Origin of the sequence: Rothia koreensis, from assembly GCF_052232265.1 — a bacterium.
Taxonomy (GTDB): Bacteria; Actinomycetota; Actinomycetes; order Actinomycetales; family Micrococcaceae; genus Rothia; species Rothia koreensis.
This window is the reverse complement of record NZ_CP197643.1, coordinates 1,848,029-1,865,648: the sequence shown is the minus strand read 5'-3', so window position 1 is coordinate 1,865,648 and position 17,620 is coordinate 1,848,029. Positions and strand designations below refer to the sequence as shown.

The 17,620-nt window shown below is 62.9% G+C and carries 15 protein-coding genes; 1 reads left to right on the top strand and 14 read right to left on the bottom strand.

The annotated features are described in order from the left end of the window. Positions 1-18: 18 nt before the first annotated feature. From ACTSLZ_RS08285 to tatA, 4 genes are all read right to left on the bottom strand, one after another. The gene (locus ACTSLZ_RS08285) at positions 19-873 is read right to left on the bottom strand and encodes a hypothetical protein (protein WP_443094694.1); all 855 of its coding nucleotides are present in this window, start codon (positions 871-873) and stop codon (positions 19-21) included. Continuing rightward, positions 870-3,719, bottom strand: coding sequence for a DEAD/DEAH box helicase (locus ACTSLZ_RS08280; protein ID WP_443094693.1), 2,850 nt, complete (start codon positions 3,717-3,719; stop codon positions 870-872). The genes ACTSLZ_RS08285 and ACTSLZ_RS08280 overlap by 4 nt, the downstream gene beginning before the upstream one ends. An 88-nt stretch (positions 3,720-3,807) precedes the next feature. Then, positions 3,808-4,650: a twin-arginine translocase subunit TatC gene (tatC, locus tag ACTSLZ_RS08275; RefSeq protein WP_436594133.1), complete on the bottom strand. Its 843-nt coding sequence runs from the start codon at positions 4,648-4,650 to the stop codon at positions 3,808-3,810. Between the two features lie 94 nt (positions 4,651-4,744). Then, complete coding sequence (gene tatA / locus ACTSLZ_RS08270; RefSeq protein WP_129314381.1) at positions 4,745-5,035, bottom strand: Sec-independent protein translocase subunit TatA; 291 nt, start codon at positions 5,033-5,035, stop codon at positions 4,745-4,747. On the opposite strand from tatA, the gene ACTSLZ_RS08265 reads away from it, so the two are divergent. Further along, on the top strand, positions 5,034-5,231 hold the full coding sequence (locus ACTSLZ_RS08265) for a hypothetical protein (protein WP_129314380.1): 198 nt from the start codon (positions 5,034-5,036) through the stop codon (positions 5,229-5,231). The genes tatA and ACTSLZ_RS08265 overlap by 2 nt on opposite strands. A gap of 221 nt (positions 5,232-5,452) precedes the next feature. Here ACTSLZ_RS08265 and ACTSLZ_RS08260 read toward each other — a convergent pair whose 3' ends face one another. The 10 genes from ACTSLZ_RS08260 to mshC form a co-directional block, all read right to left on the bottom strand. After that, a complete protein-coding gene (locus ACTSLZ_RS08260) occupies positions 5,453-7,477 on the bottom strand; it encodes a helix-turn-helix transcriptional regulator (RefSeq protein ID WP_443094692.1) in 2,025 nt (674 codons plus the stop codon). A 38-nt stretch (positions 7,478-7,515) separates the two neighbouring features. Continuing rightward, positions 7,516-7,917: an FKBP-type peptidyl-prolyl cis-trans isomerase gene (locus ACTSLZ_RS08255; protein ID WP_443094691.1), complete on the bottom strand. Its 402-nt coding sequence runs from the start codon at positions 7,915-7,917 to the stop codon at positions 7,516-7,518. A 34-nt stretch (positions 7,918-7,951) separates the two neighbouring features. Further along, on the bottom strand, positions 7,952-8,959 hold the full coding sequence (locus ACTSLZ_RS08250; RefSeq protein WP_178979826.1) for an FKBP-type peptidyl-prolyl cis-trans isomerase: 1,008 nt from the start codon (positions 8,957-8,959) through the stop codon (positions 7,952-7,954). A gap of 103 nt (positions 8,960-9,062) precedes the next feature. Further along, positions 9,063-10,496: a Pup--protein ligase gene (gene pafA, locus ACTSLZ_RS08245; protein WP_443094690.1), complete on the bottom strand. Its 1,434-nt coding sequence runs from the start codon at positions 10,494-10,496 to the stop codon at positions 9,063-9,065. Between the two features lie 5 nt (positions 10,497-10,501). Beyond that, positions 10,502-10,702: a ubiquitin-like protein Pup gene (locus ACTSLZ_RS08240; RefSeq protein ID WP_129314375.1), complete on the bottom strand. Its 201-nt coding sequence runs from the start codon at positions 10,700-10,702 to the stop codon at positions 10,502-10,504. A gap of 18 nt (positions 10,703-10,720) precedes the next feature. Then, positions 10,721-12,307: a depupylase/deamidase Dop gene (gene dop, locus ACTSLZ_RS08235; protein WP_321201023.1), complete on the bottom strand. Its 1,587-nt coding sequence runs from the start codon at positions 12,305-12,307 to the stop codon at positions 10,721-10,723. Continuing rightward, positions 12,304-13,971 (bottom strand): proteasome ATPase, encoded by a 1,668-nt coding sequence (gene arc, locus ACTSLZ_RS08230; protein WP_443094689.1) that lies wholly within the window; start codon positions 13,969-13,971, stop codon positions 12,304-12,306. Before arc ends, dop begins: the two co-directional genes overlap by 4 nt. Before the next feature lie 68 nt (positions 13,972-14,039). Continuing rightward, complete coding sequence (locus tag ACTSLZ_RS08225; RefSeq protein WP_178979823.1) at positions 14,040-15,083, bottom strand: tRNA (adenine-N1)-methyltransferase; 1,044 nt, start codon at positions 15,081-15,083, stop codon at positions 14,040-14,042. 84 nt (positions 15,084-15,167) lie between these two features. Beyond that, positions 15,168-16,280: a M50 family metallopeptidase gene (locus ACTSLZ_RS08220; RefSeq protein ID WP_443094688.1), complete on the bottom strand. Its 1,113-nt coding sequence runs from the start codon at positions 16,278-16,280 to the stop codon at positions 15,168-15,170. Between the two features lie 6 nt (positions 16,281-16,286). Then, on the bottom strand, positions 16,287-17,591 hold the full coding sequence (gene mshC / locus ACTSLZ_RS08215) for a cysteine--1-D-myo-inosityl 2-amino-2-deoxy-alpha-D-glucopyranoside ligase (RefSeq protein ID WP_443094687.1): 1,305 nt from the start codon (positions 17,589-17,591) through the stop codon (positions 16,287-16,289). Between the last annotated feature and the right edge of the window lie 29 nt (positions 17,592-17,620).

The following is a 17,620-nucleotide window of genomic DNA, read 5'->3' as shown; positions in this document are numbered from 1 at the left end:
GCTGTTCCGGCTTGTCCGTCACATCCGGTACTCGGTTCTTCCAATCCGGGACAGCTCGAAGACCGGATATTTCTCCCCCACGAGTTCCGGGAGCAATGGGGTCCGCGCACGAGGGTCCGTGCTCCATGCGGCAATTCGGGAGTCCGCCGTTTGAACCATGAGGGCCTCGGCCCGCCATCCGGTGAATTCCGCCAGAGAGTCAGGAACGATCTGACCGCCGAAGGGACCTCCTGCGCGAAACAGCCTCTTCACGCCACGAGTCTGCGCCGTGAACGTAGCACGGGTGGGCAGCCCGACCTCGTCGACGTCGCTCCGGAGGCCCAAGGTCGCCCAGGCCCACGGGTTGACGGTGCTCTCCGCGTCCACCATCTGACCGCCCGGCAGCAACCCGACAGCGGAGCCGAGCCGCAATTCCTCCCGAACCAGGTCAATCCAGCCGGTATCCGACAGACTGGCCTCGATCAGCATCTCGCTCTTCCCCGACGAGTCGGCTGGTTGAGACTGACGCCGGACGACAACCTCGGCCGGAAGCTCACGATCGGGTTCCTCCGAAAAGGAATGCAACTGGATGGAACGCTGCGTGTCATCGACGATGCATGCGGTGTATCCGGCCGCGATCATGGCCGATCGATCGCTCTCCCCCGGCGTCGAGTCCGCTCGGCCGACGAACCCGGGAACAAGCACGAGACCGTCCAGGTCCACCGTGGTCACTTTGTCATCCGTCAGGGAGTCGGCCCCTGCTTCTTCTCCGACCCAAACGACGCGGTCGCCTTGAACCAGGACGGCCGTCGCAAAGGGGTCGGCGAGGCTGTAGACCGACCCGTTCCTGTACATCACCGTCGCGTCACCGTAGTTGTGTGTGATCATGCTCATATTTCTTCCGATTCTTCCCATTCCTGGCCGATGACGTCGTCGTCCGAGCCGGCGGGAGTCTCCAATTCGTGGACAATGACGCCGCGCTTGATGAGATTGGTGGCCGCTTCGCATCCGGTGCGCCACATCGGATCGTCCACGGCGTGCCCCAACTGATCCAAGGCGTCGATGACTTGCTTGGTCGCGCGCACGAAATCCCCGGCGACCAGGCCCGAACCTTCCAGGCTCTTCGACAACGAGTCTCCCCTGGCCCAGCGATAGACGGACCACATGAGCCCGACATCCGGAACGGGAGTCTCTGGCAGTCGGTGATGGCGTTCACGACCCGCGAGGTCCGTCCACAAGCCGTGCAGTTGGTTCGCCCTGTCCTGCAGGCCTGCCGGATAGTTCCGGAGGAAGACGGTCTCGTCACGCTTCCCCGAATAGACCAAGGATGACGCCGCCGCGCACAGTGCCGCCGGGTCCAGTCCCTCGAAGTAGCCGTCACGCAACGCCAGCGACGTCAGGAGGTCCCGTTCGCCGTAGATTTTCCGCAAAGTCTCCCCCGCGCTACGCAGTTGGGGCTCCCCCGAATCGTCCGGACCGACGTAATCGTAATCCGCGAGCAAATCGAGGATATTCGAGAATCGCTGGGCGATCGTATTGGTTCTCGAATCGATCTGATGCCGAAGAGAGTCGGTTTCCTTCTTCAACTTGACCCATCGGTTGAACCATCGAGCGTGGTCTTCCCGTTCCGAACAACCGTGGCACGGGTGGGACTCGACGGCCCGCCTCAGCCTGTCGATTTCGCGTTGGTCTTCCTCCGGGGATTCGAAGTCCGGAGATTTCGGCGGCTTGATGGTTCGACCGGGCTTCCCCTCGTCGAGTGCAGACTTGACCCGCGCTGACATGTCGCGTCGGTCCTGGGGCGTCCGCCCGGTGAAGTGCTTGGGAACCTTTACCTTGGATATAGGTTGAATGCTTCCGTCGAATTCGGACGGGCCGATCACACGAAGATGGGCAGACATCGTCACGACTCCGATTCGAGTCTCGAATCCGCCCTGGGGTTTCCCCACCACAACCGCGGGTCCCGAGTTCCGCCCACGGGGAATATCGACGACGTCGCCGGGAACCAGCAGCTGCATCGTTGACTCCGCGGCGGATCGAGTCATGCGCTTCCGCTCCTTGGAGCGACGCTTCTCGGTCTGATTCAACTTGTACTTCAAGTTGGCATATTCGACGTAATCGCCCAAGTGACAGGTCATGGACTCTTCGTAGCCGGACAGGGCCTTCTCTTGTCGTCTCACCTTGGACGCGAGGCTGACCACCGACTTGTCTGCCTGGAACTGGGCGAAAGAGGATTCCAGGATGCTCATCGCGCGGTCGACCCCGAACTGGTCCAGGAGGTTCACCGACATGTTGTAGGTCGGTTTGAAGCTCGAGTAGAGCGGGTACGTGCGTCGAGAAGCGAGTCCGGCGATGGCCTTGGCATCCATCCCGTCATTCCAGAGCACCACGGCGTGACCTTCGACGTCGATGCCCCGGCGTCCGGCGCGCCCCGTCAACTGGGTGTACTCACCGGGAGTGATATCGACGTGCTGCTCGCCATTGAATTTGGAGAGTTTCTCAATCACCACACTCCGGGCCGGCATGTTGATGCCCAAGGACAGGGTTTCGGTCGCGAAGACCGCCTTGACCAGCCCCAGAGTGAATAGATGTTCGACGATTTCCTTGAACAGCGGAAGCATTCCGGCATGGTGGGCGGCAATCCCCCGGGACAGGCCCTCGCGCCAGTCTTCGAAGCCCAGGACCCTGAGATCCTTCAGGTCCACCGACGCCGTGGCCTCGGCGATGTAGGCACGAATCATCTGGGCTTGGCGCTGGTCGGTCAATCGGATATCCGAGGCGATGCATTGCAGCACGGCGTCGTCGCATGCTGCGCGGGAGAAGATGAAGTAAATCGCGGGCAGCAGCCCGTTCTCGTCGAGAGACCTCAGAACGACGGGCCGAGGGGCGCGCCGCATGGGCGGCGGACCGCTGCGGCCTTGGCCCTTTCCTTTGCCGCGTCGGGGCCCGCGGCGGGGTCCCGGGCCCCGACGGGACGTGGCCTTCAACAGATCCGTGTTGACCTTGATCTTCTCGGCGCCGTCCCGGCGCACGATGTCCGCCGCCTTCGAAATGGTCGTGTTGTCCGCAAACAGGTCGTACAGGCGGTGTCCGGCCATGACGTGCTGCCAGAGCGGAACGGGACGATGTTCCGAGACGACAACTCGGGTGGACCCACGCACTGTGTCGAGCCACTGTCCGAATTCCTCGGCGTTCGAGATGGTGGCGGACAGTGATACGACGGCCACGGATTCGGGCAGGTGGATCATGACCTCTTCCCAGACGGCTCCGCGGAACCGGTCGGCCAGGTAATGGACCTCGTCCATCACCACGAAACCGAGCGAGGAAAGGGTCGAAGACTGCGCATACAGCATGTTGCGCAGAACTTCCGTGGTCATGACCATGATGGGGGCTTCCGAGTTCACGGAGATGTCCCCCGTGAGAAGTCCGACGTTCTCGGCTCCGTAAATCCGACTGAGGTCATGGAATTTCTGGTTCGACAGAGCCTTGATGGGCGTGGTGTAGAAGGCTTTTTTGCCCTGACGTCGGGCCAGGAATACCGCAAATTCGCCCACGACCGTCTTGCCGGCGCCTGTGGGCGCGGCGACCAGGACGCCGTCGCCGTCCTGCAATACCTCGCATGCCTCCCGCTGGAAATCATCGAGCGGAAAGTCGAGGGAGCTTTCGAAAAGCCCGACAGAGCTCTTGAGGTACTCGCTGCGGGCCTTGGCCGCTTCGTATTTCTCGGCGTAACTGGGCATGACTCCAGCCTATCGGCACGCGCGCACGCGCACGTACCGATTCAGCTCTACGCCGCACTCGGCTACGGAGTGCAGGCTTGAGACTCTCCTACCGACCGATCTGTTCCAGGCCCTCTTCGTCCGTGGCCTGGTGGGAATCGGCGCCGTAGGACTCCACGAGTTTTGCGTTCTTCTTGTCCCGGCGCTTGTCATTGAACATGCAAATGGCGATGGCGAGGAAGAACAGGATCAACAGCGGTGCCATCAAATAGAACATCGTCATCACATCCGTGCCCGGGGCCGTCATCGCGGCGAGCAGAGCGACGACGACCACGACCCAACGCCAGGACTTGAGGATGGTGCGCCCCCGGATCAGCCCCATCATGTTCACGCCCACCAGAGCGACCGGAATAACGAAGGAGATGCCGAAGGAGATGATCAGCTTGACGACGAAGGAGATGTAGGTCTTCGCCTCAATGAAGTTGGACTGGCCGTCGGGTGTGAACGCGGTCAGGGTCTTGACAGCAGTCGGCATGCACAGCCAAGCGATCCAGATGCCCAGAAGGAACAACGGAACCGAGACACACACGAAACTGACGGCGTACAGCTTTTCCTTCTTGTGGAGAGCTGGCGTGATGTACGCCCACAGCTGGTAGAGCCAGACCGGTGATGCCAGAACCAGACCGATGGCCAGTGAAACCTGGACCATGACGTCGAACGCCGAGGCAACGCCGTTGAAGTTGATGCTGGCGTGTCGCCCGTGGTCCTGAGCAATATCAGCGATCGGCGCAGTGATCGCGCGCATGACCGGGTAATAGAAGAAGAACCCGGCTACAGCTGCCAACACGGTGGCTATGGCCGCCTTGATCACTCGGTTGCGAAACTCCCGGAGGTGTTCGCGCAACGCCATCTGCGCCTGGGGGTTGCCCTTGCGACTGTATTTGGATGCCATGCTTCGGTCCGTGTCCTCGAGTCAGCAGAACTCCGGCCGCTGTCTCACCTCACCGTCTCTGCGATGGAGGTTCTTGCGGCCGGAGCATCAGCGGCTAATTCTTCGTCGTGCCCTGATCCCGGACATCGGAAGCATCGGTCGAGGACTCGGTGGAATGCGAGCCCCGTCCGGTTCCGTTGTCGACGACTTCACCGTTGACGACGTGATTCTTGGCCGAGGTCTCGTCCTTGTCATCCTTCATGTCCTTGACCTCGGACTTGAAGATCTTCATCGACTGGCCCAGGCTGCGCGCCATGCCGGGAAGTTTCGGGGCGCCGAAGAGCAAGAGAATGATGACCAGGAGAATCAGGAGATAGACGGGGTGGTCAAAGAGCCTACCGAGCATGGGTTCTTCCTTTCTTGTCGCCTCGCATCAGATCCCTGAAGTTCTGGGGCTGACCGAGACGGTCCCGCCGCGCGATGCGCTGGGCTGCTTTTCGTTGATGTCGCGTCGAGCGTTCGCGAAGATACTCTTCACGAGCTCGGTGGATTGGGACGAGTATTCCGGGAACGGGTGCCTCACGGATTCCCGTAGCCACTGAACTGGCCGATGTCTCCCACCGGTTGGTCATATCTTCCCCGAGTGAACCGACGTCCTCGAGAGCACCCAGGAACCGCTGTACGGTTCGCCAGGCCAACCACCCGAGAATCGCCGCGGATACGAGGACGAGGACCGTCCACAAGAGTATCCAAAACCACCAAGGCATACGTTCATTATAAACATCGATACCGCTCCCCTGACCGTCAGGCAGGGTTGAACTGGTCACCAGGACCCGGCGACATCGATCCCCCGCGCCTTCGCGGATTCGTACCACTGCGTTGTCCAGGGCCGCGCCCTCCACAATGCCATGGACCCGGCATGATGGAGCATCAATCGGTACAGGCTGAACCAGTCGATGACATCGATCTCGATCACGAGTCCGGATTGCGGCGTTTCGACGTCGCCCGCCGAGCCCGGAACGGCCGCGTGACCGAGGATCTCTCCCCCCAACGCCTCCGCCAGAGGCTCGGCATCGGCGGCAACCCACACGAGGGTTCGAGCGGGCTCAGGGCGAGACTCCCGTTGCGCCGGGACGACGTCGTCCTCAGCGGCCTCGACCACCCGAAGACCACGAATCGCCTCAATCCGATAGGTCCTGATCTCTGCATGAGCAGGACTTTCCGCCTCGAGGTACCAGGTATTTCCTCGTGAATAGACGTCGTGGGGTCTCACCCGTCGTTCGCTGGGGGCCGTCTGGCCACGCGAGCGGTAATCGATCTCGACCATCCGTCCGCCATCGGCAGCTGCTCGCAGGGCATCCACGGTTTTCGCGATCTGTGGTTCCAAGCGAATCGACAGCTGGTCGGAGGACACGCCCGCGCCGTTGGCGCCACTGACGAGTTTTCGGGAGATCTCCTCAACGGTGCGCGCGTGGTCCGGGGAAACCTGGCCCAGCAGTTGGATTGCCAGCAATAGTCGGATCGTCTGGTCCGGCGACAAGTTCAGTGCACGCCCGAGCTCCTCGGGAAGTTCGACGAAGACTTCGTCGTCGTACGCCGTGACCCGAAGATACGCTCCGCCGAGAATCTCGTCGCTCGCGTTGGCAAGGGCGTCGATATCCTGCCTGACCTGGGCCGCACTGACATGTAGATGCCGAGAGATGTCCCGGATTGCGCACCCCGGGTTGCTTCCCACGTAAGACGCCAGATCCACGAGCCGCACGAATCGACGGTCGTTGGACTCTCTGTTCCTGCCACGCTTGGGCTCGATGATCTCGGTATCCCGGTCGGTGACGGCCGCGGAAACGCGCCCCTGGAGGTCGACCGCCCTCTGTATGGTGCGATCTACCTCGCGACGAACGGAGTCCTCATCGAGCTCCTGCCCCTCGGGGACGCTGAACTCGACTCCGGAGCCCAACTCGGCCAGGCAACGCACGAATTCGAGGACATCCGGAACATCGACAGCCGCTTCAACGATTCGCGTCACGGAGTCGGTCTCCGGGAAAGCTTCCTGGAGCCGCAATCCCGTACCCGATTCCGACCAGTCCAAGATCACGGGGGCTGCACCGACCGTGCAACGGAGGACGACCACCGGCGCGGGCGATTCCGAAATGCCCTCCAACACGGACTGCATCGAGAAGTCCTCGGGCGCTCCGGGAAGGCTCGATTCGCGCACCGACATGGACGTCATTCGCGACAGACGGAAGTTGCGCAGAGCCTGCCGATCGGCGTCCCACCCGCTGACATACCAATGGTCGAATCGCTGACCTACACCCCACGGGCGAAAGCGGCGTCGTGATGTGTCCAGGGAATGGGCGGACCTGTAGGAGAAGGAAACCTCGGAGCCGTGCGCCAGCGCCCCGAGAATCGTTTCGAGATGTCCCCCGCCCCCGCTGAGGCGCGGTGTCACGTGCGTCAGCGCAACGGCGCCGTCAGCATCCTGTTCACCGTAGCCGAGCCGCCGGACGGCCCGCTCGGCGTCGTTCGCATAATTGGGATCGGACCACAGGCGTGCCGCAATTCCGAGCGTCAGCCTTTCCGCCGGGGTGAATTCCTCGCGACCGAGCCACAGATTCTCCCGCTCGATCCGATACAGGGTCTCGCCATAATCTTGGATGGCCGCAATCTTCATGCCCAGATGTCGCAGGGCAGCCTTGTCTCGCTCGAAGGTTCGCTCGAAGGCCGAGTCCGAACCGATGCTCCGGTACGCGTCGATGCTGTCCCGGATCCTTTGCCTCGGAACCGGCCGCTCGTGGGTGAGCATGAAACCGTACAGCGCGAACAAGCGCTCGGGAACCTTGACGGGCACAGGATCGGCCTAACTTTGCGGGTCTGCTGACTTCGAGTTCACGATGAGCGGGCCTCGACGAGGTCGACCACGAATACGAGGGCCTGATCCGGGCCAATCACGTTCCCGGCGCCGCGCTTGCCGTATGCGAGCTCGGACGGAATCTCCAATCGGCGGCGCCCACCAACCTTCATTCCGATCAGACCTTCGTCCCAACCCTGGATGACCTGTCCGACGCCGGCCTGGAACGCCAGCGGCTCTCCCCGGTTCCACGACGCGTCGAATTCTTCGCCGCCGTCGAATGTCACTCCGACGTAATGGCACGTGACCTGGTCTCCGCGCTCCACCGCCCGGCCTGATCCCTCGATCAGGTCGGTCACGCGCAGCGACACGGGCACAGGCCCTTCAGGAAAATCGATCTCGGGTTTGGTGCGGTCGAGATTGCGCTGTCCGAATGACATGGGGTTCCTTTCAGAAATGGATCGTGAATCGCTGCTACTGGGCGCCCTGTTGCGCGCCTTGTTGGGCACCGCCCTGCTGGCCGCCCTGTTGCATGCCGGAGCCGCCCTGGGAATCCTCCGGCGGATCCGCCTTGGAGGTCCCCAGGATGTCGATCACGAAGACCAACGGACCGGCCGGCTGCTGGGACTCGGAACCGAGCTGTTCCTTGCTCCCGTAGGCCTTGTCGGTGGGAACTTCGAGGAGGACTCGGTCGCCGACCTTCTTGCCCTTGAGACCTTCGCCCCACCCCTTGATGACCTGGTCCAGCGGGAAGCCAGTGGGGTCCTTGGTCCAGTTCGAATCGAACTGCTTGCCGTCGGACCAGGTCACGCCCGAGTATTTGACGTAGACCTTCTCGCCGTCCTTGACCTCGTCTCCGCTCCCGTCGATGAGGTTCTGGGCGGTGACGCTCTTCGGCTCTTCCTGGCCCTCGGGGATCGAGATCTCCGGGCCGCTGTCCTTCATCGTGACCTTGGGGAGGCCCTCCTGGGGTGGGACCTCGGAACCTTCGGCGGACTTCTTGAGCTTCTTGGAGACGGTGTAGATCTCCACGGCGCTCGCATCCTTGTCGTCGGAACCACCCGACGAACCCTGGGATGAGTTGTCTTCGGGTTTCTTGGCATAGGCGAAGCTGGTTCCGACCTTGGTGTCCTTCAGGATGTCGTAGACCTTGGGAAGCTTTTCCTTGAGCTGGTCGTTGACGGTGATCGTGATCGGAGAGCCGGAATAGGTATCGCCCTGGCTCTTCTGGTCCGCACCGCTGAAGACGGCCGCGTCCACGAGCACCGTGTCGCCTTCCTTGACGTCCTCGCCGTCGCCCTTGTCCAGGACACGGCTGTCTTCGTCCTTGACGGACAGGGGGGTGTCGAAGGACACCGAGGGGGCCTTGCCTTTGCCCTGATCCTTGAAGTCCACGGATTCGAGATCGTTGCTGCCGCCGCACCCTGCCAGAGCGAGGGTGAGAGCGATTGCGGCGGCAGAAAGTTTGAGAGATTTGCGCACTGTTGGTTTCCTCGTCGTCGTGAGTGAGCGGTGAGAGCTCGTGAGTGACGTGCCACCGCCCTGAATGACTGTATTACACCTGAGCCACAGCCGAAGAGGCCGGTCAGATCAACGGCGGCATGGCCCGTTGATCCCGGCGCGTCGCGTCCTGCATTGCACGGATCGATTTTTCCACCTCGGCGTCCTCCGTCGCGAAGGGATCCTGGCATGAGTGAGACAGCGCAATCTGCTGATTGATCTTGAAATGCACCCAATCGACCGTGTAATCCAGACCCGCGGCACGGGCCGCTGCGATGAACCGCCCGCGAAGAGCAGCCCTGGTCTCCGGAGGTACGGTCTCCGCCCTGCTCACGGACTCCTCACTGACCCAGCGGCGGGCCAACCCCTTGGCCTGCAACAGGTAGAACACTCCTCGGTTCTGCTTGATGTCGTGGTAGGCGAGATCCACTTGTGCGATGCGTGGGTGAGAATAGTCGGCGTCGAGCTTCTCTGCGGTCCGGTCCAGGAGCTTTTTCTTGATGGCCCAGTCGATTTCGGTATCAATCGCCGAGGTGTCCTGCGTTTCGATCGCGTCCAGGGTGCGACCCCAGAGGTCCAGGACGTATTCGGTCTCCGGGCGAGGTGCCCCCTGCTGATCCGTGTAGGAAACCGCAGCGTCGAGATACAGCCTCTGCAGGTCGAGGCCGGACATCTTCCGGCCATCCTTCAACTCGACGGTGGTCCGCCCGGTCAGGTCGTGGGACAAGGTTCGGAGCGCTTGACCGGTGTTCGCCAGCTCGAGATCGTCCAGACCCTGCCGGTCCTCGATCATTCTCAGGATGAGGTCGGTCATCCCGGCTCGGGCCAAGGTGGTCGTCTCCGACATGTTCGAGTCCCCCACGATCACGTGAAGGCGGCGATACTGCGCAGCATCGGCATGCGGTTCGTCCCGCGTGTTGATGAGCGGTCGTGATCGCGTGGTGGCAGAGGAAGCCGCCTCCCACACATAGTCCGCCCTCTGGGAGAAGGAGTATGAAGGTTGTCCGCTTTCCGGCGCGCCGTTGATCTGGGGAGGACCCGACGGATGGACACGGCCCGCACCGACAACCAACTGTCGGCTCACCAGGAACGGAACCAGGAACCGCACGAGCCTGGAGAATTCGGCCTTGCGTGAGAGCAAATAGTTCTCGTGGGATCCGAAGGAGTTGCCGGCCGAATCCGCGTTGTTCTTGAACAGATACAGCTTGCCCTCCAGCCCCTGCCGGTTGAGGGCTTCCTCGGCCTGGTCTGCGAGCTTTTCGAAGAGCCGCTCCCCTGCTTTGTCCTGGCGGACGAGATCAGTCAGATCCGCACACTCAGCGGTCGCATATTCCGGATGGGACCCGACATCAAGATAGAGACGCGAGCCATTTTCCAGGAACACGTTGGAGGACCGCCCCCACTCGACGACGGGACGAAACAGCTTGCGCGCAGCCTCCTCCGGGCCGAGCTGCCCCATTCCGGTCATTGAGTACCGGATACCGAATTCGGTTTCGATACCGAAGATTCGTTGCTCCATGGGGCCTACTGGCCGCCCTTCTGGACGAAACCGCGCACGTAGTCCTCGGCGTTCTCCTCCAGGACGCTGTCGATCTCGTCGAGGATGTCGTCGGTGTCGTTGACGAGACCCTGATCGACCGGCTGCTGGGCGCCGATCAGTTCCTGGTCCTCCTCACGTGCCTGGTTCTGCTGACGGTCTTGCGAGGATTCACGAAATTGTGCCATGTCTGTGGTCCTTTCTGATCAGGGGATTCTTCGGAGACCGATGCGGCTCAGCGCCTGATGCGCGTTGTTGCTCGATTCGAGCACGTGCTGAACCTGCTCGCTGGTGCAGTTCGTTGGCTCGTCCATGAGCCATCGGTGGGTTCTGTCCGTGCTCGGGTCCTTGACGGACAGGACCTCCCAGCCGGCCGATACGACCTGCTGGGGCCAGCGGCCGATCAGTTTTCCTCTCAGATACGCGCGGGTGTTTTCCGGCGGCGTCGAGACGGCGGCGTCGATCCGCTCCGGTTCGATCAGTCTTCTGATCCGTCCGAGCGATTCCAGCTTGGTGTAGAGACTCTTCTCCGGACGCAGATCCGAATACTGGAGGTCGAGCGCCTGGATCTTCGGATGATCGACGCCGATGCCGCGCGCCTCGTACTGGCGAATCAGAGAATATTTCGCGACCCAATCCAAACGGTCGGCGAGTGAGAGGGGGTCCTTCTCCAACCCTTCGAGCACCTCGAACCATATTCCGAAGGTCTTGCGGCTCGACTCCGAGTCCCACCCTTCGCGGTCGGCGAGGTCCTGAGCGGCTTCCGCGTAGGAGCGCTGCATCTGGACCGCGGTCATGCGACGTCCGTCCTGCAGTTCGAGCGTCGCCCGGAGGTCGGGATCATGACTGACAATACGCATTGCTTCAACCGGCCGGGCGAGTCGGAGGTCAGGTGCGCAACCGTGTTCGATGAGTGTGAGCACCGCGGCCGCACTCGCGAGCTTCAGAAGGACGGAGGTGTGCGCGAGGTTGGAATCCCCGGTGATGACGTGCAGACGGCGGTACTTGTCGGAATCCGCGTGCGGCTCGTCCCGGGTATTGACGATGGGCCGGCGAATCGTTGTCTCGAGACCGATCTCCCGTTCGAAGAAATCCGCACGCTGACTGATTTGGAAGCCGGGCCGCACTCCGTCCGCGCCGATACCGGCACGGCCCGCACCAGCGATGACCTGGCGTGTGGCCAGGTACGGGATGAAGTCCCTGGCGAGACTCTGGAAGTCTTGGCTGCGCGGGACGAGATAGTTCTCGTGGGCACCGTAGGAGACGGACTTGTTGTCGGTGTTGTTCTTGTACAGGTTGATCGGTTCCGGCCAGCTCGAACCGTATCGGTCCGTCACCGACGCCGCAGCCGCTGCCGCGATGCGGTCTCCCGCGAGATCCCAGGCGGTCGCCGCCCACGGGTCGGTGGTCTCGGGAGCCGAATACTCCGGATGCGCATGGTCGACGTACAACCGGGCACCGTTGGGGAGGACACGGTTCATGACCGCCCTGTCCCAGAACGCTGGGCTGAGCATGTCCGGGGATTCCTCGTAGAGCTCCCGCGCGACGTCCTCGCTGGTCAACACATGTCCCTGGTGGGTGAGCTGGCTCGGGTGGGCTTCTGCGGCGCCCATGCTGTAGCCCCGGGCGTCCTCCAGAGGGCTCTCCGATTCGTAGTCCCATCCGGCTTCCGCCGCGGCGTCCTCATAGCTATCGACCACGAGAGTCGAGAGGACCGTCTCGTGAGCCGATGGCTTGGACGGGCACACGACGCCGTATTCGGTTTCGGTGCCCATGATGCGCTCGAAAATCACGACGCCGCCCTCTCGTCCTCCCGAGCGCGCGTACCGCTTTCAGGCGGTTCGATGCCCGTCAGCGGGACCGAATATCCGATGTAGTTCAGCCAGTCCTCAATGTCTCCACGGGATGCGGAGTCACGCTGCTGCTCGAATTCGTCGCGGGCACTGGTCCTCAGATGCTCGAGGCTCAGGCCCCGGCGCCCGTGGTCCAGGTAGTCCTTGATCGCGAGTTTCTTGGCACGATCGACGATGTTCCGGATCAGCGCTCCGGACAGGAAGTCCGACCAGTATGTGGTGATACGGCGCCCGTCGGCAAGCACGGCATCCAGGTAGCGCCGGTCCTCGTCCCTCGAGAAGATCTCGGCCACGACTTCATGGATCAAACGCGAGACCGTCGCGTCCCTGTCGCCCGCGTGGCGGGCAAGCTCCTGCTCCTCGAGAGGGAGTCCGGGATGAACGTAGAGGCCGAAAATTTCGGCCGTGCCCTGGTAGTCCGGGCGGTCCACGCGGACCTTGACGTCCAGGCGACCGGGGCGCAGGACGGCGGGATCGATCATGTCCTCACGGTTCGTCGCGCCGATCACGATTACGTTGTCCAACGACTCGACTCCGTCGATCTCGGCCAGGAGTTGCGGAACGATCGTCGTCTCCACGTCCGAGGACTTCCCCGCGCCCCGCGTGCGGAACAGGGATTCCATTTCGTCGAAGAAGATGACCACCGGATTGCCCGCCGTGGCCTTGTCCCTGGCGCGGGAGAAGATGGCGCGAATCTGCCGTTCGGTTTCGCCCACGAACTTGTCCAGCAGTTCCGGCCCCTTGATGTTCAAGAAGTATCCGCGGAGCGTCCCGTCAGGCTTCTGCCCGGTCATGCGATCTGCCAGGGCCTTGGCCACGGCCTTGGCGATCATGGTCTTGCCGTTTCCTGGCGGCCCGTACAGCAGAATGCCCTTGGGCGGCTTGAGATCATATTCGCGGTAGAGGTCCGGATGAAGGAAGGGCAATTCGACGGCGTCACGAATCTGCTCGATCTGGGACGAGAGACCGCCGATATTCTCGTAGGACACGTCCGGAGTTTCCTCCAGCACCAGATCCTCGGCGTCCGTCTTGGGAACCATACTCAGGGCGACTCCGCTGGAGGGGTCGTAGGCGACGGCGTCGCCGACTCTGATCTCCTGGTGGGCCAGTTGGCCGGAACGCAGAACGACGACCTGCGTATTCGACCCCGTCCCCAGGACGAGCCGTTCGTGTCCCAGGAGTTCGCGGACTGTCGCGATGTCGCCGGTCTGCTGAAAACCCACACAGGCGCAGGCGCCCACGGTTTCGGTCAACAGCACGGTCATACCCACCTGGACGTCCTCAATGTCCAGAACCGGGCTCACCGGGACCCGGACGCGACGTCCGCCCATCACGACGTCGAGACTCTCCTGCGTGGCGATCAGCGGAGGAGCGTCTTCCGCCATCGACGCCGCGGAGAGGTTTCTGCGGTTGACGCTCACCACCTTGGCCTGGTTCATGGGCGCCTCGAGATCCTGGGCGATGACCTGCTTCAGGCGCTGGATGTCTCCCCTGGCGTTTTCCAGCGCACGAACGAGCTTCTCGTTGCGGTCCGTGGTGTCCTTGAGGCGGCGGTTCAGCTCCGTGCGCTGGTCGCGCAACGTGTTCACCTGTCGCTGGGTCATCTCGAAATCTCGTTGGTTCACTGTGGAGTCAGACTCGGCCATGCATCAAGCATGGCACTGAGGGCAGGCTAGTCTCCACTCGGGTCCGCATCGTGGCCTTGGTCCGCGGCGCGATCGGCAAGCTTGCGAGCATCTCGCGCAGCCCGCCGCAATTTTCGATCGGAAACATTTCTCTCACCCAATGCCATGGGAGTCCACGCGTTCATGTCCTCCTCGGTGAATTCCGTCTTCGACGCACGTCGTTTCGGAGCAAGCCGCCCCGATCCGTCCGCGAGCCTCCGTGCGGAGATGAGGAAGCCGGTGTGCGCAACCATTCGGTGATCGGGGCGAACCGCAAGGCCTTCGACGTGCCACCCACGGACCATGGTCTCGAAGGACTCCGGTTCGGTGAACCTTCCGTCAGCCCGCAAGGCCTCTGCCACCCGGGAAAGCTGGGTCACCGTGGCGACGTAGCAGATGACGACGCCGCCGGGAACGAGCGCGGTGGCCACCGCCGAGACGCATTCCCAGGGGGCCAACATGTCCAGGACCGCTCGGTCGACCGTGCCCGGGGCCTCATATTCCCCCAGTTGCTCGGCGAGGTCCCCCAGCGTGAGGCTCCAGGCCGGGTGGGGTCCGCCGAACATGGTTTCAACGTTTCCCTGGGCGATCTCCGCGAATTCTTCGCGACGTTCGAAGGACCGCAGGTGACCGGTGTCGCCGATCGCGCGGAGCAGCGAAATGCTGAGCGCACCGGATCCGACCCCGGCTTCGATGACGCGGGCCCCAGGGAAGATGTCGGCCATGGTGATGATCTGGCCCGCGTCCTTGGGGTACACCACCGCGGCGCCCCGAGGCATCGAGAGAACAAAGTCTTTCAGCAGGGGCCTCAGCGCCTGGTACTGGACGCCCACCGAATTGGTGATCACCGTGCCCTCGGGCTGACCGATGAGATCATCGTGCACCAGGACACCGCGGTGGGTGTGGAATTCCCCGCCCTCTTCCAGCGTGATCGTATTCATTCGGCGGCGCTCGTCCGTCAACTGGACACGGTCTCCCGATCGGAAAGGACCGCGCCGGTTGTGGGCGCCGGTCGCCGTTTCGTCGTGGGATGCCGAGGTGTCTGAGGCCATGGAAGTGGATCTCCTGGTGTAGGGCTTGAGGATCGTCGCCTATTGTCTCACGAGGTATCGTCGCCGACCTCGCCCCGCCAGCGACTACGGGTGGTTCCGATCGGACTGACCGCGTTTGACGGCGTCGATGACGTCGGTCTCGAACAGGACCGAACCGCGTCCTTGCCAGGATGCTACGGGCCAAATGCGCCCGGGTAGTCTGGCGATCTGGGAGACGAGCGCCTGTCCCTTCAGGTTGCCCGGAACCGGGTTGTCCCACGCGACGGAGACCATGAGGGATTCCGCGGTCGCAGACAGGTCTCCCGCCGCATCCGCGGCCATCATGGCCTGGCCATCCACGACACCGAGTCCCTTGCCGTCCGTTCCGGTGACGACGAAAACGGCCCTGGGATCCGGGAGGGACGGGAAGTCGCTCAGGGGCTGCATCCGGTCGACGGGAACCGTCGGCCTGGCCAGTCCCGCCACGGAGAGGGTCCCGACGGCCTTGCGCATGGCGATGTTCCGGTACGCCTGAAGGGAGCCGGACAGGATGATGAAGGCGACCATGACCGTCAGGACGATCATTCCCAGGCTGTGCCACGCGCCTGATGCCACGAGCCAGACCAGGAGGCCCGCCGAAGCAACGAATCCCAGAACGGCGGCTGCGCGCGTCCCCGCATCCCGTGACCCCGTGACCTTCCAGACGAGGGCTTCCACAACGTAGCCTCCGTCCAGTGGGATGCCGGGCAGCAGATTGAAAATGCCGACGAAACCGTTCGACGTCGTCAACAGGTACAGCACCAGGGCCGGCCATCCCCCGACGTCGGCCCAGGCAAGTACCGCCCACCCGATCGCGGCCAGAACCAGGTTCGAAACCGGACCAGCCAGCGAGACCAGCGCCGAGCGGCCCGCGCTGGCGCGGCCCGAGGGGAAGGTCGTATGACCTCCCATCAGGGTCAGATTGATGCCGGCCACCGACCACCCGAACGCTTTCGCGGTGAGACCGTGGCTCAGCTCGTGGATCAGGACTGAGACCGCAAGCAACACGGCAAAAACCAGTGCAGCTCCGTAGGCACCCGGCCCCAGCCACGGGAATCTGGACGAGAGGAAACTGCCGTAGCCGAAAACGATCAGAAGAGTCAGAAGGAACCATGACCGCGAGAGCCGCACGGGAATGCCCGCGATGCGCCCGAGGGAGAGCCCGTCAGCCGAAGTCATGAGTCATCACACCGCAATGCCCAGGCGGGCGGTGATGAGGGCGGCGACGTCGTCCCTGCTGCCTGCCGGTTCCCCGGACAGGGCGGCCGAGGCCCACCCGTCAATGGCTCGGACCGCGGAGGGCGCGTCGAGGTCGTCCGCCAGTGCGTCACGGACATCGGAGACCAAACGATCGCTCGGTGACGTGTCCGGCTCGGGTTCCGTCGGTTCCTGTCGAAGCGCTTCCCTCCACCGGGCGAGCTTCTCGGTGGCCTCCGCCAGCAAGGCCTCGCTCCACGACCAGTCGGCCCGATAATGGTTGGACAGGATCGCCAACCTGATGGCCGCCGGGTCGACGCCCTGCTGACGCAGGGAAGAAACGAGCACCAAGTTGCCTTTGGACTTGCTCATCTTCTCGCCGTCGAGCCCGACCATTCCCGTGTGAGCATAGTGTTCGGCCATGAGCTCGCCGGTCATCGCGAAGGCATGCCCTGCACCCATCTCGTGGTGCGGGAAGCGAAGATCGTTGCCCCCGCCCTGCACGGTGTAGGGCATACCCAGGTATTTCTCGGCGATCACGGTGCACTCGATGTGCCAGCCGGGCCTCCCGGGTCCGAGAGGGCCGCCGTCCCATTCGGGCTCCCCCTCGCGGTGAGCTCTCCACAAGAGGGCATCGAAAGGATCGTGCTTGCCAGGACGGTCAGGGTCTCCCCCGCGCTCGGCAAACAACGGGGCCATGTCGGACTCCGAATAATTGGACACGTACCCCAGATACCAGCGAGCGGGGTCATTGTGCGTGTCTGCTGCCTTGCGAACGCTGAAGTAGACATCCCCGGCAGGATGCTCGGTCCCCTCAGCGTCCACGTACCCTTCCGCCCGATAGGCCAAGCCGTCGTCGACCATTTGTTCGACCCACGGGACGATCCAGTCGACGGACTCGGTCGCTCCGATGTAGTGCTCCGGAGGAATCACGGACAGCGCTTCCATGTCCGCCCTGAACAAATCCGTCTGGTCCTCGGCCAAAGCTTTCCAGTCGACACCGGTTTGTTTTGCCCGCTCAATCAAGGGGTCGTCGACGTCGGTCACGTTCTGGACGAAGGTGACCTGGTACCCCGCATCGCGCCACGCACGGTTCAGAAGGTCGAAAGCCACGTACGTGGCCGCGTGACCCATGTGGGTCGCGTCGTAAGGCGTGATCCCGCAAACATAGAGCCTTGCCGAGTCGGTGTCCCGGGGAAGTCCGACGATTTCGTTGAGGCGGGAGTCGAAGATCGACGGTACGGGGGCTCTGTCGTGGAGCGCTGGAATTTCGGGGGCGGACCAGGCGCGCATATGTACCTTTCAGTGAAGACGTGTGCAGC